The sequence below is a fragment of the Roseateles aquae genome (genome assembly GCF_032337115.1).
Lineage (GTDB): Bacteria > Pseudomonadota > Gammaproteobacteria > Burkholderiales > Burkholderiaceae_C > Roseateles_C > Roseateles_C aquae.
Map to the genome: position 1 here is coordinate 127,619 of NZ_JAVXZY010000010.1, position 16,425 is coordinate 144,043.

At 66.8% G+C, this 16,425-nt stretch carries 14 protein-coding genes; 6 read left to right on the forward strand and 8 right to left on the reverse strand.

Translation table 11 applies throughout. The features are described from left to right. Window positions 1-2: 2 nt before the first annotated feature. A complete protein-coding gene (locus RQP53_RS20565) occupies window positions 3-422 on the reverse strand; it encodes an FKBP-type peptidyl-prolyl cis-trans isomerase (RefSeq protein WP_315652564.1) in 420 nt (139 codons plus the stop codon). 219 nt (window positions 423-641) lie between these two features. Between RQP53_RS20565 and RQP53_RS20570 the strand changes: the two genes are divergently transcribed. Next, the gene (locus tag RQP53_RS20570; protein WP_315652565.1) at window positions 642-1,331 is read left to right on the forward strand and encodes a peptidylprolyl isomerase; all 690 of its coding nucleotides are present in this window, start codon (window positions 642-644) and stop codon (window positions 1,329-1,331) included. A 250-nt stretch (window positions 1,332-1,581) separates the two neighbouring features. After that, window positions 1,582-3,570, forward strand: a complete 1,989-nt coding sequence (locus tag RQP53_RS20575; protein WP_315652566.1) for a sulfatase-like hydrolase/transferase — start codon at window positions 1,582-1,584, stop codon at window positions 3,568-3,570. A gap of 21 nt (window positions 3,571-3,591) precedes the next feature. Here RQP53_RS20575 and RQP53_RS20580 read toward each other — a convergent pair whose 3' ends face one another. Next, entirely contained in the window at window positions 3,592-5,193 is a 1,602-nt protein-coding gene (locus RQP53_RS20580) for a hypothetical protein (RefSeq protein WP_315652567.1), read from the reverse strand. A 151-nt stretch (window positions 5,194-5,344) separates the two neighbouring features. Here RQP53_RS20580 and RQP53_RS20585 point away from each other — a divergent pair, with 151 nt between their 5' ends. Both RQP53_RS20585 and RQP53_RS20590 read left to right on the forward strand, forming a co-directional pair. Further along, window positions 5,345-6,577 carry a cytochrome-c peroxidase gene (locus RQP53_RS20585; protein WP_315652568.1) on the forward strand — a complete coding sequence of 411 codons (1,233 nt, stop codon included), beginning with the start codon at window positions 5,345-5,347 and terminating at the stop codon, window positions 6,575-6,577. 124 nt (window positions 6,578-6,701) lie between these two features. After that, entirely contained in the window at window positions 6,702-9,041 is a 2,340-nt protein-coding gene (locus RQP53_RS20590) for a YCF48-related protein (RefSeq protein ID WP_315652569.1), read from the forward strand. A 9-nt stretch (window positions 9,042-9,050) separates the two neighbouring features. Here the strand turns inward: RQP53_RS20590 and recG are convergent, their stop codons facing one another. After that, complete coding sequence (gene recG / locus RQP53_RS20595) at window positions 9,051-11,159, reverse strand: ATP-dependent DNA helicase RecG (RefSeq protein ID WP_315652570.1); 2,109 nt, start codon at window positions 11,157-11,159, stop codon at window positions 9,051-9,053. A 118-nt stretch (window positions 11,160-11,277) separates the two neighbouring features. Here recG and RQP53_RS20600 point away from each other — a divergent pair, with 118 nt between their 5' ends. Continuing rightward, window positions 11,278-11,796 (forward strand): DUF2799 domain-containing protein, encoded by a 519-nt coding sequence (locus RQP53_RS20600; protein ID WP_315652571.1) that lies wholly within the window; start codon window positions 11,278-11,280, stop codon window positions 11,794-11,796. A gap of 18 nt (window positions 11,797-11,814) precedes the next feature. Here RQP53_RS20600 and RQP53_RS20605 read toward each other — a convergent pair whose 3' ends face one another. After that, window positions 11,815-12,585, reverse strand: coding sequence for a substrate-binding periplasmic protein (locus RQP53_RS20605; RefSeq protein WP_315652572.1), 771 nt, complete (start codon window positions 12,583-12,585; stop codon window positions 11,815-11,817). Between the two features lie 97 nt (window positions 12,586-12,682). On the opposite strand from RQP53_RS20605, the gene RQP53_RS20610 reads away from it, so the two are divergent. After that, a complete protein-coding gene (locus tag RQP53_RS20610) occupies window positions 12,683-13,354 on the forward strand; it encodes an oxygenase MpaB family protein (RefSeq protein WP_315652573.1) in 672 nt (223 codons plus the stop codon). On the opposite strand, the gene RQP53_RS20615 is transcribed toward RQP53_RS20610, so the two are convergent. From RQP53_RS20615 to RQP53_RS20630, 4 genes are all read right to left on the reverse strand, one after another. Continuing rightward, window positions 13,351-14,481, reverse strand: a complete 1,131-nt coding sequence (locus RQP53_RS20615) for an alpha/beta hydrolase family protein (protein WP_315652574.1) — start codon at window positions 14,479-14,481, stop codon at window positions 13,351-13,353. The two genes, RQP53_RS20610 and RQP53_RS20615, sit on opposite strands and share 4 nt — an antisense overlap. Continuing rightward, window positions 14,478-15,407, reverse strand: a complete 930-nt coding sequence (locus RQP53_RS20620) for an AraC family transcriptional regulator (protein ID WP_315652575.1) — start codon at window positions 15,405-15,407, stop codon at window positions 14,478-14,480. The genes RQP53_RS20615 and RQP53_RS20620 overlap by 4 nt, the downstream gene beginning before the upstream one ends. Before the next feature lie 64 nt (window positions 15,408-15,471). Continuing rightward, window positions 15,472-15,852 carry a hypothetical protein gene (locus RQP53_RS20625; RefSeq protein WP_315652576.1) on the reverse strand — a complete coding sequence of 127 codons (381 nt, stop codon included), beginning with the start codon at window positions 15,850-15,852 and terminating at the stop codon, window positions 15,472-15,474. 66 nt (window positions 15,853-15,918) lie between these two features. Beyond that, entirely contained in the window at window positions 15,919-16,320 is a 402-nt protein-coding gene (locus tag RQP53_RS20630; protein WP_315652577.1) for a TraR/DksA family transcriptional regulator, read from the reverse strand. Window positions 16,321-16,425 lie beyond the last annotated feature (105 nt).

Genomic DNA, 16,425 nt, shown 5'->3' on the forward strand with positions numbered 1-16,425 from the left:
CGTCAATTGACGGCCGTCAGTTCGACGTCGAAGACCAGCGCGGCATTGGCCGGAATCGGGCCACGTGCGCTGCTGCCATAGGCCATGCTGGCGGGAATCACCAGGGTGCGCTTGCCGCCCACCTTCATGCCGACGATGCCCTGATCCCAACCCTGGATCACCACGCCGGTGCCGAGCTTGAAGGTGTAGGTGCTGCTTTCGAACTGGGTACCGCGCAGATCAGCCGTCTTGACGTCGTACAGCCAGCCTGTGTATTTGACGCTGACGTTAGCGCCGGCTGCAGCGACTGCACCCGTGCCAATCGCGGTGTCGGTGACTTTCAACGCCGTGACCGCGGACGAGCCCGAGGTGTCGGAGGGGGTCGGCGTTCCGGACGAACCACCGCCGCCGCCGCAGGCGCTCAAGGCGGCAAGGCTTGCCATTGTCAGTGCCAGAGTGGCGCGGCGGGTGATCGATGTCTTCATGAAATCCTCAGGAATCCTTGGGTCGTGTGATGAGCGGCAGGCCTGGCCAACCGCGGCGCGCGAAGTGTAGGCCAAGGCCATCCAGAGCGTTGTCAAGTGCCGGTAAATCTTGCGGCGCGTCAGCCGACGGCACCTGTCGCGCGTTGAGCTTCCACCAATCAAGGTGGAGGATCTGCGATGTCGAACAAGCTGCTGCGGCGAATAGTGCTGCTGTGCACGGTGCTCGCCCTGAGCGCCTGCGGTGGTGGTGGCCACTATGGCGATCACGACCATGGTGGTGGTACGCCGCTGCCGGTGCCCAATCCCAATCCCTGGCCGAATACCAACAGCTGCAGCAACGAGGGCCTGGCGAAATCTGCCTTGAGCCCCTACCCGACGGTCTGCATGCTGACCAGCAGTGGCGAGATGGTATTCGAGCTCTACCCCAGCTATGCGCCGCAGACGGTCAGCAACTTCCTGCGTTATGTGGCCGATGGCTTCTACAACCGCACGCTGGTCCATCATGTCGACCGCGACTTCGTCTTCCAGGGCGGCGGTTACAGCAGTGGCATGTTCGAGAAGCGGCTGAGCTATGCGCCGATTGCGTCGGAGTCCAACAACGGCCTGTCCAATCTGCGTGGCACGCTGGCCATGGCCTGGTATGGCGATGCCGACCATGCTGCCGCGCAGTTCTTCGTCAATGTGCTGAACAACACCAGCCTCGACTACCAGAGCCGCAGCAAGCCCGGCTACACGGTGTTTGGCCGGGTCATCTCGGGCCTGGCGACGATGGACGCGATCAATGCGGTGCCGATCTATTTCTATAGCAGCACCGACATCGAGCCCCGCCAGGAGGTGCTGATCTACTGGGTGCAGCGGCTGAAGTAAGGCCGGCAGCGTGAGGGGTGGGCCGCCGTGACAAATCACCGCACCGGCCTATTGAACGGGTGAAGGGCCGCCGCGGCGTGAGGAATTGCCGCGGCCAACCAAGGGAAAACCCCTAAAGTGCGCGCCGGTGCTGTAGAGCGGAGACTGAAGTCGTCTGCTCGGGCGCCAGCGGGAGCCACGCTCCTGGCAGTCGCCTTGGATGTCACTTCGGCAGGCTGCAGTTTCCAGCCCAGCCACCGGAGTGAACGCAGTGCAGTATCGCGTCGGCGCCGACAAGCGCGCCCTCATCCTCATCATTCTTGCCCTTTCCCTTGTGCTGTCCGGCGCCGAACTGGCGCTGATCGAACTCAAGTACGGGATCTTCCAGGGCGGCTTCCTGCAAGCCCGACCGCTGAGCCAGCCGGGGCAGCGCATCGCCTATCTGCTCTTCGTGCTGGGTCTGAACACTGCCGTTCTGATCGCCTTGGCCGGCCTCTGGCAAGGGCTGGCGCGGCGCCTGGGCGTGCGGCGGCGATTGGGCCTGTTTGATTTCAGCCTGGCCATGCTGAGCCTGGGGCTGGGTGGCCTGGCGCTGCGCTTTCAGCTGCACGCCTACTTTGGCGATCTGCTCAGCTTCGCCGTGGCCCGCAATCTGGGCGGCGGCAGCCTGGTTCAGGCCTTGCACTACATCGCCGAGGAAGGGCTGATGGCACTGGCCGGCCTTGCGCTCTTGCTGGGCCTGGCCTATCTGCTGCGCCGCCGCGTCGCGCGTGGTGCCGAGCAGCTGTGGTCGCCGGCGCTGCCGATGGGGCGCTTCGCGCTGGCGGGCGGTGTGGTGGCCGTGGTGCTGGTGGCGGCTGTCAATCGCAGCGAAGACCTGGCCGTGCATGCCAAGCGCGTCAACACCCATCTCGTGCTCGACGCCGCGCTGAACACGCTGACCGACTTTGATGGCGACGGCTACGGCATGTTTGCCATGGTGCGTGATCCGGCGCCATTTGACACCACGGTCTATCCGGGGGCGCTGGACATCCCCGATGATGGCAAGGATCAGGATGGCCTGGCTGGCGATTTCCATCGGGAGCCGGCTCCCGAGCTGCGCGTTGTCGACCGTGGCGGCCGTCATCCCCATCTGGTGCTTGTCGTGCTGGAGAGCACCCGAGCCGATGCCCTGCAGGCCCGTGCCAGCACCGGCATTGATGCGATGCCGCAGTTGCAAATGCTGGCGGCAGAAGGCACGCACTCCGAGCACTATTACAGCCACACCGGCTTCACGACCAGCTCATTGCGCGCGATGTTCACCGCCAGCGTTGCCGATCACGGCGAGCCGATGCTGAGTGCGCAGCTGAAGGTCGCGGGCTATCGCCTGAACGTCATCTCGGGCCAGGACGAGAGCTTCGGCGATATGGATCGCAACACCGGCTTGTTGCGCCACGCCAGCCACTATTCCGACGCCGGCCGCCATGCCGACCGGCGCGTCTTCGCCAATGCATCGGCCGGCAGCCTGACGCTGTCCAACGATGACGTTGCCACTCAGTTCGAGCAGCTGGTCGGCGATGCCGACTTCAGCCGGCCGCAGTTCGTCTACCTGAACTTCCAGTCGCCGCACTTCCCCTATCACTACAAGGGCTTGCCGCAGCGTCTGACGACCGATCTGCTGGCCCGCAAGGACATCAAGCCCGAGCATCGCAAGGGCCTGCGTGACACCTATCTGAACGCCTGTTCAGACGCCGATGCCCAGGTCGGTCGTGTCGTGCGGGCGCTGAAGGCGGCCGGGCAGTGGAGCAATACCCTGCTGGTCGTCGTGGGCGATCACGGCGAGGCGCTGTTCGACAGCGGCTATCTGGGCCACGGTTTCCAGATCAGCGAGGAGCAGATGCGCACGGTGTTTGTCAGCAACCGGCGCCTGCAGCTGCCCGATCTGTTCGGGCATGCCGATCTGGCGCGCCTGCTGTTGTCCAACAGCGGCTTCCAGGTCAGCGGTGCTCGTGAGGAGGCCGGCGTGTTCCATTACGTCGGCCTGCTGGATCGGCCCGATCAGATCGGCCTGCATCTGCCCGACGGCCGGCTGCTGACACTGGAGCCCACGCTGCGCGTGGTGCGTCTCAAGCCGGCGGCCGAGGGCCCGGTGCGGGTGATGAGCCTGAATGAGGCGATGCAGCAGGAACCCAGCGCCGTGCAGGCCTTGATAACGCGCTGGGAGAGCGTGCGCTGGCAGAGCCATCTGAACCGGATGGCTCAGAAGACTCAACCTGCCTGAGTCAGGACGGCGGCTGGCGCTTCAGCGGCCAATCGCGTGCAGTTGCGCGCCGTTGATGGCATACACCATGCCGTCGGGTCCGGCCAGCGTCGGCGTATAGGCCTGGCCGAGACCGCCATTGAGCTTGACGCTCTCGCTGAAGCGATTGGTCTTGAAATCCCAGCGGTAGATCGAGCCGTCCTCGTTGTTGACCAGCGCGGACTGCCCGGGCACGTCGATCACGGCACTGTTGACACACCATTCGCGTACGCCACCCGGGGTTTCCGGATCGGCGGTCGGGCCCACGACGCTGAGCACCTCGCGCATCACGGAGACCTGCGGCGCAATCGGGTCGGCCTGGGCAGCCTGCGGGTCAAGCAGGGCCATCTTGTTCTGGCCGTCACCGCTACCGATGCCGTAGTAGTTGTTGTACTTGACCAGCAGCAGATAGCTCGATGCGCCGGCATAGCCGGGCACGGCGCTGGCGGGCACGATGGACGGCGTGTCGTCCCAACCGAATGAGCCTGGCGTCTTGGCTGTCTGCAGCGCGGCATCGAAATGCAAGAGCCAGCCGCGGCCGTTGTGGGAGCCGCGGTCACCATCGAGTACGCCGTAGAACACATCGCCATCGGGGCCGACAGATGGCGAGGCGGTTGAACTGTCGCTGATCCGTGCCGGCTGTCCGCTGAGCGGGTTGATCAGCCGCTGCTTGGCCTTCAGTGCCAGGGTGTTGGCATCCAGCGCCAGCAGATAGCCAGTCTGGGCGATGCCCGTGACGGCTTCGCTATTGACGCTGACGTACAGCGTCTGGCCGTCGTTCGACAAGGCTGGCGCTGCGTTCATGCTGGCCTGGTACATGCCGGCGTCAGCGCTCAAGTCGGCGGCCGAGGCCCAGCGTGCCGTGCCATCGGCGGCAATGCGCGCAATGCCACCCTTCAGACCGCCTGGAGCATCGGCAAGCGCCTGAAAGCCGAAAAAGACAGTGCCCTTTGCGTCCACCGTCAGCGGTGTATTGATGAGCACCGTGGCCTCGTAGGCCGCCGGGTTGGCCGCGTAGGCGGCGTCGCCGTAGAAGGCCAGACGGCGGCTGCTGCCGGCGGCCTGGTCGACCTGATCGCGGATGATCACCCGGCCACCCAGCGCCGGAATGTAGACACGCTGCTGTGGATCCAGTGCGATATTGAAAGCCGGGGTCCAGCTGCTGACCGGCAGCCTGTAATCAGTCGCCTGCGTCCACATCACGCTGCCGTCGCTGGCCTTGCGTGCCTCGACCTGAAAGTCGCCGGCACTGCTGGTCTTCACCGGCACCAGCACGGTGTTGGCAGTACTGATCGCAGGCGTGCCGTAGTGAATCAGCAGCGTGCCGCCGGCGCGATAGGGAGGGACCTTGTCGACGGGCGTGCTCCAGACGATGCGCTTCAGCGCCTGGGTCGATCGAAGGCTTTGCGCGCTGTGTTGCGCGTTGCCACCGTAGCAGGCCCAGGCGACGGCAGGGCTGGGCGCGGGGGTAGGCGTTGGGGATGGCGTTGGCGATGGCGATGGCGATGGCGATGGCGACGGCGATGGACTGCCACCGCCACCACAGGCCTGCAACAGACTGCCCAATCCGCCTGCCAGCACCAGACGTCTCCGATTGCCTTGCATCGCCGTTCTCCTCATCCGCTGTTGTTGAAGGCGCCGTCGTGATGGCGGCTTGTCGGCGGCATTGGAATGCCGGCGACGATGGGCGCTCCTCGGGAATTTCCCTGCCATCGATGCGGCGCGCCGTCGGGGCCTTCGCTCGCACAATGTCGCCATGCCAAGCCCCAGCGCCGCTCCTGCCGCCCGCCTCCGCCGGTTTGCCCGCCTTGGCGGCATGGCGCTGCCCTGCCTGCTGGCCTTGCAGGCTTGCGGCGGCGGCGAGGCATCGCCGGCCACCGCCGCTCCGGCGATGGCATCACCCTCAGCCAAGGCCAGACTGGGTGAGCGCATCTTCAACGACCGCAATCTCAGTGGCTCCGGCCGCATGTCTTGCGCCAGCTGCCACGACCCCGCCTTCAGCCACGGTCCGCCGAATCGTCTGGCGGTACAGATTGGCGGCGAGTTCGAGACCGAGTTCGGCCTGCGGGCCGCGCCTGCGCTGCGCTATCTCGACCGCCTGCCCGCCTTCAGCACTGGCGATGGCGAACCCGGCTCGCTGCGTGGCGGCCTGATGGCCGATGGCCGGGCCGACAGCCTGGCACAGCAGGCCCGGCTGCCCTTCTTCAACCGACGCGAGATGGACAACGGCAGCCCGGCCGTGCTGGCTGCCAAGCTGCGCCGCGCGGCCTATGCGGCGGAGTTCGTCCAGGCCTTTGGCGAGGCCGCCAGTGACGAGGCCAAGGTCGACCAGGCCGCCGAGGCCCTGCAGGCCTTTCAGCGCGAAGACAGCCGCTTCCACCCCTACGACAGCAAGTTCGACCAGGCGCGCGCCGGCCGGCTGCAGCTGTCGGCGGCCGAGCAACGCGGCCTCAAGGTCTTCAGCGACCCGGCCGGCGGCAACTGCGCCAGCTGCCACCCGGCGAGTACGGCCGACGGCAGCGCGCCGGTGTTCACAACCTTCGGCTATTTCGCGCTCGGCGTGCCGCGCAACCGCACACTGGCCAGCACGCAGGATGCGAGCCAGTTTGACTTGGGCGTCTGTGGCCCGCAGCGCCAGGATCTGAGTGCGGCGCGCTACTGCGGCCTGTTCCGCATGCCCAGCCTGCGCAATGTGGCGACGCGGCCGGTGTTCTTTCATAACGGCCAGATGAGCAGCCTGGCTCAGGTACTGAGCTTCTACAACAGCCGTGATCTGGACCCGGCGCGCTGGTATGCGCTGGCCGAGGGTCAGGCCTTGCCCTATGACGATCTGCCGCCGGCGCTGCGCGGCAATGTCACGCGGCAGGCGCCGTTCAATTCATTGAAGGCGCCGATGAGCGAGGCCGATCTGCGCGATCTGCAATGCTTTCTGCAGACGCTCAGCGATGGCCATGTTGCCGGCGCGGCGCCGGCACCCGGCTGTGACTGAAGTTTTGACCAGGGCGAGTCTGCTGTTTGTCTGCGTAAAGACTGGTCGGACAAGCGCTTTGTCGCCAGCGGTAACATGAAAAGCAATCGGCAAATTAGCCGCATGAGGGTAGGGAGGGAGTGAAATGAGGAATTCGGTGATTTCCACCGGGATGTTGGCCGCGCTGTTGTCAACGGCACTGCTGTTGGCATCTTGTGGCGGCGGCAATGATCAAGCGGTGACGGCGATACCGGCGAGTGTGTCGATCGCTGCACCCAGATCAGTCGAATCAGCCACCGCTGTGCAATTCGGTAGCTCGGCAGGTGCGCTGGCGGGCCTCAAATACCAGTGGGATTTTGGCGACGGCAGCAGTAGCAACGAGGCGGCGCCCAGCCACAGCTATACCCGCGGTGGGGATTTCGAGGTGCTGCTCAAGGTCAGCAACGCGGCCGGAGAGAGTCGTGAAACCCGCACCAAGCTGACCATCACCAATCTTGCGAATGTGCGCGGGCTGGAGTGCAGCGGCCCCGAAAACACCGGTTGGTGCTGGCAGAGCCCGCGGCCCACCGGCAACGCCATCGCGACTGTCTACTTTGTGGATGCCAGCACCGGTTGGCGCGGGGGCGAGGCTGGCGATGTGTTTAGCACTGTCGATGGCGGGGTCACCTGGCAACGCCAGCGATCAACGGCGATGGGAAGCATCTTCCGCTTTAAGTTCTTGGACCGCCAAACTGGCTGGGCCTTGAGCAGCCTCGGTGAGGTGTTGAGAACGGGCGACGGAGGCAAGTCATGGGCCGTGTCGGCCTTGCCCGTCGCGCCTGTCGGCCAGGATGCTTCTGACATCGAGGCAACGAACGCCAAAGCCATCTACGCCAAGCTGGACAGCAAGGTGTTTGCGAGCAGCGATGGCGGCGTGACCTGGCGAAGCATTGCGGGACAAGCCGACGTCTCTCCTGCCGGCAGGGTTTGGACTCTGCAAGGTAACAGCCTGCAAGTCACTGACGATGGTGGTCTGACATTCACCAGCGTGCTGGAATTCGCAGGCCAGACGTATGGAGACACTTTGCTGCGTGTGGGCGAAACGCGTGCAGTAGTGGTCCGCAGGGGCAAGTGGGCCGACAGTGATCCGGGCACTTACACGACGATCGATGGTGGCAAGAGTTGGCAAAAGATGGTGGATGGCTATTTCACCCCCTATGGCCTTCAGCCGGCCTGGGTTTCAGCCGATGGCCGGGTATTCGTTGCCTACGCTGCAAGGCAACCCGAAGCGGAGAGCAACTGGTACCGCAGTGAGGATGCCGGCCAGCACTGGACGTATATGGGGAGCGGAACCGATGTCGGCAGGTATTCCGCCACGCCAGCGGGAACGCTGCTGCACCATAACGCCAGAAGTGGCGTCTATGAACTCAGCCAGGATGGCTGGACATGGCAGGCTGTACGCGCATGCACTGACGGCGTGATGCGCTATGCGGAAAAGACGGGCTTGCTCGTATGTCAGCGGTCGATGGATCTGCGTACGCAGTTCTATTTGAGCAAAGACATGGGCAAGAACTGGCAGCTGATCGTGGATGTCGACCGGTCCAACCATCAGGACATCGACGGGCAAAATTGGCCTCGTTCTCTGCTGGACTTCAGCGATGCCAAACACGGCTTTCTGATTGACGCAAGTGGCAACGGCCGCAGCACCGCTGATGGTGGGGCGACCTGGCAACTCAAGGCAGCGGGGCTCGGTAGGGGCAGTTGGCTCCGGCTCGTCGGGAATCGAACCGCCTGGATGATCAATGCCCAAGGGAAGTTGGTCAAATCCATAGATGGCGGTGAGACTTGGATTGAGAACGACGGCGCGACTTACATCGGCGAGAAGAACAGCCCCAAAGTCAGTTACGTCGCCCTTGGCTTCGAGAATGAGGCGCTGGGTTGGTATCGGCGCATCAACCCCAATGGCGACTACATGTTCACGCAGTATGGGGTTACGCGTGACGGCGGCTTGAGCTGGGAGCGAGTCTCCTTCCCCTTGCCCTACTACGTTGCCTCGATGCGCCTCGGCTCAAAAGCCTGGCTGGCATTGAGCGATGGGGCCCAAGAGCTGCTGGTGTCCACGGACAACGGCAAGACCTGGGTCGTCAACCGTAACCCGGAGGAGATCAGGGCCCCTGTCTTCTCAGACGATGCGACGATTTGGGCGGTCTCCAGCGCCGGAAGCCGGCTTCTCAAGTCAGAGGACTTTGGCGCTCACTGGAGCGAGGTCAGCTTGCCCGCGACTTCCAGAATTCTGACTGACGTCAAGTTCGCGAATGCGAAGGTGGGCTGGGTCGTTGGTGATTCTGGCTTGATCTTGAAGACGCAGGACGGCGGCAAGACCTGGCAGCAGCAGGCCAGTGGTACCAAGTTGATGCTTACCAGCATCTGCGTCGTCGACACCCAGACGGCCTGGGTCATGGGGCGAGAAGGCGTTGTGCTGGCCACAGGAACCGGCGGCGACTGAGGACTCCTGTCAGGCCTTCAGAAACTCCGCCTTGCTGCCCAGCCAGCGGCTGATCTGGCGCTGTGCGGCATCGGCGTGTTCATCGAGCAGCCGCGGCGCCAGCGCGCGGGCGGCCTGTAGCAGCGGTGCGTCTTCCTGCAGATCGGCAAAGCGCAGCAGCTCGGCGCCGCTCTGGCGCGAGCCCATGAATTCGCCAGGGCCGCGGATGTCGAGGTCGCGGCGGGCGATTTCGAAGCCGTCGTTGGTCTCGGCCATGGCCTTGAGGCGCGACTTGCCGGTGTCGGACAGCGGGCCGGTGTAGAGCAGCACGCAGACGCTGGCCACCGCACCGCGGCCGACGCGACCGCGCAGCTGGTGCAGCTGCGAGAGGCCAAAGCGCTCGGCATGCTCGATCACCATCAGGCTGGCATTGGGCACGTCAACGCCGACCTCGATCACCGTCGTGGCCACCAGCACGCCCATGCGGCCGCCGGCGAACTCGGCCATCACCGCGGCTTTCTCGGCTGTCGGCATGCGGCCGTGCAGCAAGCCCACCGGCTGGCCGGGCAGCGCGGCGCTGAGTTCGGCATGGGTCTCGGTGGCGTTCTTCAGGTCCAGCGCCTCGCTCTCCTCGATCAGCGGGCAGACCCAGTAGACCTGGCGGCCGCGCTCGACCTCGTCGGCGATCTTGGCGATCACCTCGTCGCGCTTGCCATCGGCAAACACCTTGGTGACGATGGGCGTGCGGCCGGGCGGCAGCTCGTCGATGGTGCTGACGTCGAGATCGGCAAAGTAGGTCATCGCCAGCGTGCGCGGAATCGGCGTGGCGCTCATCATCAGCATGTGCGGCTCCAAGGCAGGCGGCTGTCCGCCATGGGGGCGCGCGGCCCCGGCGTCGCCGTGGCCTTGCAGCTTCATCCGCAGCGCCAGGCGCTGGGCCACGCCGAAGCGGTGCTGCTCGTCGATGATGGCCAGGCCCAGGCGCTTGAACTGCACCTTGTCCTCGATCACCGCGTGGGTGCCGACGATCAGCTGCGCCTCGCCCGAGGCGGCGGCGTCCAGCATCTTCTGCCGCGCCTTGCCCTTGATGCTGCCGGTCAGCCAGGCGACCTGAATGCCCAGCGGGTCCAGCCAGGCGACCAGCTTCTTGAAATGCTGCTCGGCCAGGATTTCGGTCGGCGCCATCAGCGCGCATTGCCAACCCGCCGCCATGCTGACCGCCGCGGCCATGGCCGCCACCACCGTCTTGCCCGAGCCGACATCGCCCTGCAGCAGCCGGTGCATGGGCTGCGGCCGTGCCAGGTCCTGGGCGATTTCTTCGCAGACCCGCTGCTGTGCCGCCGTCAGTGCAAAGGGCAGGGCGCCGAGCAGCTGTTCATGCAGGCCGCCGGCTTGAGCACGCAGCGCCGGCGCGCGCAGCAGCGCGCGCTCGCGTTGGGCCTGCTTCTGGCTCAGCTGCTGAGCCAGCAACTCCTCGAACTTGAGCCGCTGCCAGGCCGGGTGGCTGTGGTCTTCCAGCGTGGCCAGCGACACCCTCGGTGGCGGGTGGTGCAGAAAATTCAGCGCCTCGCGCAGCGACGGCAGCGTCTTGGGCACGGCGAAGGCGGGCAGCACCTCGTCCAGCGGCGCGCGCTGCAGCGCCGAGGCGATGGCCTTGCGCAGATAGGCCTGCGGCAGCCCGGCGCTGGCCGGGTAGACCGGCGTCAGCGCGCTGGCCAGTGGGGTGTCGTCGTTGACGGCCTTAAAGCTCGGGTGAACCATCTCGCGGCCGAAGAAGCCGCCACGCAGCTCGCCGCGCACGCGCAGGCGCTGGCCAACGGCCATGGTCTTCTGATGCGAAGGGTAGAAGTGCAGAAAGCGCAGCAACAGCTCGGCGCCGCTGTCGTCGCGCAGGCGCACCAGCAGCTGGCGCCGGCCGCGCAGCTCGATCCGCGACTCGGTCACCTCGCCCTCGCACTGCACGGTGTCGCCCTCGCGCGCCTGGGCAATTGGCGTCAGCTGGGTTTCGTCCTCATAGCGCAGCGGCAGGTGCAGGGCCAGATCGATATCGCGCTTCAGGCCCAGCTTTTCCATCGCCTTCTGGGGCGCGGACTTGGCGGCGGCTTTGGGGGGGGCTGTGCTGGGATCGGCCTTGGGCATGGCCGGCATTGTGCCCAAGCTCGTCGCCAAGGTCGGCACAATGCGAGCATCGGGCCTTGCAGGGCATGGCCCGCCCTGCGGGTGGGGACGGAAAGGGATGGATATGCGAATGACAGGGATGGCAGTCTGCGCCGTGCTGCTGGCTTTGAGCGGCTGTGCCAGCATGAGCGAGGACCAATGCCGGCGCGCCGACTGGCAGCAGCAGGGCACGCGCGACGGCCGCGATGGCTATGGGCGTGACCGTGTGGGCGACCACGCCGAGGCCTGCGCCAAGGTCGGCGTCGTGCCCGACGAGCCGCGCTGGCTGACGGGCTGGAGCGATGGCGTGCGGCAGTACTGCCGCCCGGCACGTGGCTGGGAGCTGGGCCTGCGTGGCGAGTATTACCGCGGTGTCTGCGCCGATCAGCCGGGCGGCGATGAGTTCGAGCGCTACTACGAGGCGGCCAAGCGCGTGTACACGCTCGGCCAGCAGCTCGATCGCAATTACAGCGAGATGCAGCGGCTGGAACGCAGTCTGGCCGATGCCAAGACCGACGAGGAACGCAAGCAGCTGCGCGCCCAGCTGCGCGAGCTGGACATCGAGCAGCAGCGCCTGCGTGCGCGCCAGCGCGTCGAACTGACGAACGCACCGCGATGAACGGGCGAGTCGCCTGCCTCAGCTGATGTAGCGTTGGCGCAGCCGCTCGTAGCGGCCGTCGCGCTTGATCGCATCGAGCGCCTGCTGCAGGCGCTTGACCAGTGCCGAGTCCGCATCGGCGCGCAGGCCGTACCAGTAGGCGCTGCTGACGTCAAAGTCCAGCACCGGCTGCAGCGTGCTGGCCGGCAGTTGCAGCTGACGCAGGTTCCAGGCCGCGGCCCAGTCCAGCATCAGCAGATAGTCCATGCGACCGGCCAGCAGCTTGCGCAGATTGTTGGCGTCGTCGATGCCCAGCTCGATGTTCACCCCGGGCTTGAAGCCCTCGGCCAGCAGCCGCTGCACGGCGGCCGAGCCACGCCGCACACCGAGCTTCGCCTGCTTCAGTTCGGCCAGGCTGCCGAGCTTGAGATCGCGGCGGCTGGCCAGCTTGTAGATCAGGATGCGCCGCGGGCTGATCGGCCCCACCCATTGGTACTGCGCCTCGCGTTCCGGCGTGCGGGTCAGCGAGAACAGCAGGCCGCGCGGGTTGGCCTCGGCCAGCTGCAGCGCGCGTGCCCAGGGCAGCACCTCAAGCGTCAGCGGCAGGCCGGCCTGAATCGCCATCAGGCGCAGCAGCTCAACGCTGAAGCCCTGCGCGCCGTCCTTGTCGTGATAGTTCAGCGGCGGCAGATCTTCGGTGTAGCCGACCAGCGCCTGCTCGCTCGCCCAGGCGGGACGGGCGGGCGCAGCCGTGGCGGCCAGCGCAAGGAGCAGGGAACGGCGCCGGGAGTCCGGCAGGGCAGGCAACATGGCGGGCAGTCTAGGCCCGAATCATGACGCCCGCATGGGGCAGCGGCGCCATACCGTCAAGAACGCACGGCGGCGAGGCTGCGTATCATCGCCGGCCATGCCGCCCGCGCCACGCTCCGCCATCGAAGCCCTGTACTACGGCCGCCGCCGCCGGTTGATGTTTCGCGCCGGCACCTATCTGGCGCTGCTGCGCAGCATGGCGGTGGGCGATCTGGTCCAGCACTTCTACCGCCACAGCGCGCTGGTGGCGCACACCCAGGCGCGCCTGGCCCGCACCCGCAACACCTTGCGCCAGCTGATCTGCCATGGCTTTGACAGCGACGAGGGCAGGCAGGCCTTGGCGCGGCTGCGTGCCGCCCATGCGGGGGTTGACGCCAGCGCCGACGATTACCGCTACGTGCTGGCGCTGTTCATGCTGGAGCCGCTGCGCTGGAACGAGGCACGGGGCGGCGCGCCCTTGGACGAGGCCGAAGCCACGCTGCTGCTGGACTTCTGGGCCCGCGTGGGCGAGGCCATGGGCCTGCCCGACTGCCGCCTCGATCTGGCCGCCTGGCGGGCCTTTCAGCGCCGCTACGAGCAGCAGCGCTGGTGCTACACGCCCGAGGGCGAGCAGCTGGCTCGCGCCTGCCTGCGCGAGGTGGTGACGCTGTCGCTGCCCTGGGGCACGCGTGGCCTGTTTCGCGCGCTGATGCTGCGGGGCCTGGACCCGGCACTGCGCGAGCTGCTGCGCTTGCCGGCTGCGCCTTGGTGGGCGCGGCTGATCGGCTAGGGCAGCGCGCGGGCGAAGAAGTCGAGCGCCTGGGTCAGCACCTCGCGATGGACGTCGGCGCGGGGCCGCTGAGGCGTATCGCTGCACAGCGCTGGCAGCCTCGCCGCCGCGGCCTTGCTGCAGCGGCTCAGAAAACTGTAATGGCCGGCACCGTCAAGCACGCTGATGCGGGCCTGCGCCAGTCGGCGGCTGGCCGGCAGGGCGGTGAACGCGGCCGGCGCCTGATCGTCGGCGCTGCCGGCAATCAGCAGCACAGGCTGTTTGATCGCCTGCAAACTCGCCCAGTCATACAGCGGGCCCAGCACCGGCGCGAGCACCAGGGCCGCGCGCAGCCGGGCGTCTGCCAAGGGCTGCGCGGCCTGCGTGGCAAAGCTGGCCAGCCGGGGCTGCTCGCGCAGCAGCACTTGCACGTCCTGCTGGTTGTAGCGCCCCGCAATCTCGGGCGGCAGCGCGCATTGTGGGTCGCGCTGCGCGGCCGCAGCCTTGGCGCAGTGGTCGAGGCGCTGCTGCACGGCGGCTTCGTCCAGGCGCAGGCCCAGCCCGGCCAGCGCGGTATAGCCGCCCAGCGAAAAGCCGATCACGCCCATGCGCTGGGTGTCGATGCGTGGGCCCCACTGCGGATCGGCCAGCAGCCGGTCCAGCACGGCACTGAGATCGCGCGGGCGCTCCCACCAGGCCAGGAAGCCGGGCAGCTGATAGGTGGCTTCGGCGCCGGTGTTGCCATGGTGGTTCAGTGCGGCCACCAGATAGCCCTGCCGGGCCAGACCCTCGGCCAGCCAGGCCATGGCGACGGCGCTGCCGCCGGTGCCATGCGAGAGCAGCAGCAGCGGCAGGCGGCCAGCTCGTGGGGCCGCGTCGCGCTGGACCGGCGCCAGTTCAAAAGGCAGCTCGGGCCAGGCGCTGGCGGGCGCCGCTGCGTCGGTCGGGTACCACAGCAGCGTCAGCAGCGGTCGCGCTCCATCGCTGTCCCAGGCCGCTCGTTTGTCGTCCTGCCACTGCTGTTCGCTGAGGCCGAGCGATGCCGGCGCCGTGTTCCGCGCGGCAGCGGGCACAGCGCCCGGTGCCGCAGTGCTCGTGCCACCCAGTGCCAGCAGCGCGATCAGCACGACCAGATGCAGCCGCCTCATAGCGCCGCCACCGGCACGCAGATGTCACAGCCGAAAGCGCCGCTGGTATCGCTGCTGCCGCTGCTGGACTCGGCCGGGTAGTACTCGAAGCAGGGCCTGGCATCGAGCTGCCAGCCACTCAGCGGCATCCAGTCGCGCAGCAGCGCGGTCCAGGCGGCACCGATCTGCGAGGCCGTGCCGTGGAAGGGCAAGCAGGCATACCGACCACCCGGCAGTTCGCTGAGCAACAAGTCGCTTGGCCCCGCAAAGCCCGGTGGCAGGGCGACGCAGGCGTCATAGCGGCAACGCTCAGGGTCGCTGATCTGCGGGTCGTCGTGGCTGAGGCCGAACTGTGGCTGCTGCTGCAGGCCCAGGCGGCGCAGCCAGGGCTGCACCTGTTGCAGCCAGAAACGCTGCAGCGGCGGGCCATAGGGGCCCTCGTAACGCAGATAGGCAATCGGCGTCGGTGGGCGTGTGATCAGCTGGACGGGCATGGCATCAAACTCCGCAAAGGAGTGGCCATTGTTCGCGGCGCTCGCGTGCCGCGCCTGATCGCCGTTGCGATTCACCTGATCAGGATTGCTGTTCTGACGGCCGCCCTGGCGCCGCCACTGGCTGGGGCTGCAGCCCAGATGCCGGCGAAAGGCGCGACTGAAGGCCTCGCCCGAGCCGAAGCCCACGGCCAGTGCCGCCTCCAGCACCGCGAGCCGGGGCTGGGCGGCGAGGCGCACAGCGGCCAGCTCGATGCGGCGGCGCTGTACATAGTCGCCCAGCGTCTCGCCGGTCCAGGCGGCAAACAGCCGGTGAAAGTGAAACGGCGACAAGCAGGCCAGCCCGGCCAGCGGTACCAGGTTCAGCGGCTCGGCCAGGTGCTCGTCAATATGGCGCAGCACCGCATGCAGGCGATGCTGGTGGCTGCTGTGGCGGCGTGGCTGAACGGCGGGCATGGTGCCCGCATTCTGGCTGAGCAGCGCGGTGGTGTTGGAAGTCGGCCGCGCTGCACTGCAGGGCTCAGGTCGGTGTCGGCACGCCGGCCATGCGGTCGTGCTTCAGGAAGTACTGGCGGGCCAGCGCAATCAGCTGCTTCTCGGTCGGATGGTCGACAGTTTCATAACCGACCACCTGCTTGACCTGATGCGGGCGATGCTTTTCCAGGTAGTGGCGGAAGTCCGCCTGGGCGGTGCTGGAGCCGGTGATCAGCACCTCGGTGATGCCATCCAGCGCCGCGCAGACCTCGGCGAAGAACTCATGCTCGCTGCGCACCGCGCTGCCGTGCTGCTTGGTGTGATGGCTGTGCGCCTTGATCTTCTCGGCAACCACATGGTCGGCATCGAACTGCAGCACCTGGGCTTTTTGATGATCAAGCTGGACGACGGCGTGGAACAGACTCATGGAATTCCTCCGGTTTGAGTGATGTGGGTGAGAGGGTGATGCGAACGGCAGCGCAGGGCCAGCGGTTCACAAGGTGGCGTGGCTGGCCAGGCCCTGGCGCTGCTCGGTGGCTGACTGGCAGGCCAGGCAGCGCAGCACCTGCGGGCTGGCCGCCAAACGGGCATAGGCGATGGCTTCGCCGCAGTCGCAGCACAGGCCATAGCCATCGGCATTCAGCCGCGCCAGCGCCTCATTGACCTCGCCGAGCGCCTGCAGCAGATGGTCGCTGCGGGCCAGATCAAGTTCGCGGTCGGCGTTGTGGGCGCGCTCGCCATCGCCATCTTGCTGCAGCTGCTCATGTGCGTGGGCCACGCGGCCCTCGCCGCCGAGCTGGGCATCCAGCTGCGTCTGCAGCGCGGCTTGCTGCTGCTCCAGTGTGGCTTGCAGCGCAGCACGTTGCGCCGGGCTGATCGGGGGGTGGGTGCTCATGGCGATCTCCTTGGGTCCATGCTCACACTGACGAGTGTCGCTTGCCTTGAGATGTGTCAATCAATGCTGCTGTGGCGCTCCGCAAGATCATGAATGCAGAAACTT

Bases quoted from the DNA above. Each gene is read 5' to 3' on its own strand.
- RQP53_RS20565 (WP_315652564.1), bottom strand. From the start codon at position 422: ATGGCAAGCCTTGCCGCCTTGAGCGCCTGCGGCGGCGGCGGTGGTTCG.
- RQP53_RS20570 (WP_315652565.1), top strand. From the start codon at position 642: ATGTCGAACAAGCTGCTGCGGCGAATAGTGCTGCTGTGCACGGTGCTC.
- RQP53_RS20580 (WP_315652567.1), bottom strand. From the start codon at position 5,193: ATGCAAGGCAATCGGAGACGTCTGGTGCTGGCAGGCGGATTGGGCAGT.
- RQP53_RS20585 (WP_315652568.1), top strand. From the start codon at position 5,345: ATGCCAAGCCCCAGCGCCGCTCCTGCCGCCCGCCTCCGCCGGTTTGCC.
- RQP53_RS20590 (WP_315652569.1), top strand. From the start codon at position 6,702: ATGAGGAATTCGGTGATTTCCACCGGGATGTTGGCCGCGCTGTTGTCA.
- recG (WP_315652570.1), bottom strand. From the start codon at position 11,159: ATGCCCAAGGCCGATCCCAGCACAGCCCCCCCCAAAGCCGCCGCCAAG.
- RQP53_RS20600 (WP_315652571.1), top strand. From the start codon at position 11,278: ATGGCAGTCTGCGCCGTGCTGCTGGCTTTGAGCGGCTGTGCCAGCATG.
- RQP53_RS20605 (WP_315652572.1), bottom strand. From the start codon at position 12,585: ATGTTGCCTGCCCTGCCGGACTCCCGGCGCCGTTCCCTGCTCCTTGCG.
- RQP53_RS20610 (WP_315652573.1), top strand. From the start codon at position 12,683: ATGCCGCCCGCGCCACGCTCCGCCATCGAAGCCCTGTACTACGGCCGC.
- RQP53_RS20615 (WP_315652574.1), bottom strand. From the start codon at position 14,481: ATGAGGCGGCTGCATCTGGTCGTGCTGATCGCGCTGCTGGCACTGGGT.
- RQP53_RS20620 (WP_315652575.1), bottom strand. From the start codon at position 15,407: ATGCCCGCCGTTCAGCCACGCCGCCACAGCAGCCACCAGCATCGCCTG.
- RQP53_RS20625 (WP_315652576.1), bottom strand. From the start codon at position 15,852: ATGAGTCTGTTCCACGCCGTCGTCCAGCTTGATCATCAAAAAGCCCAG.
- RQP53_RS20630 (WP_315652577.1), bottom strand. From the start codon at position 16,320: ATGAGCACCCACCCCCCGATCAGCCCGGCGCAACGTGCTGCGCTGCAA.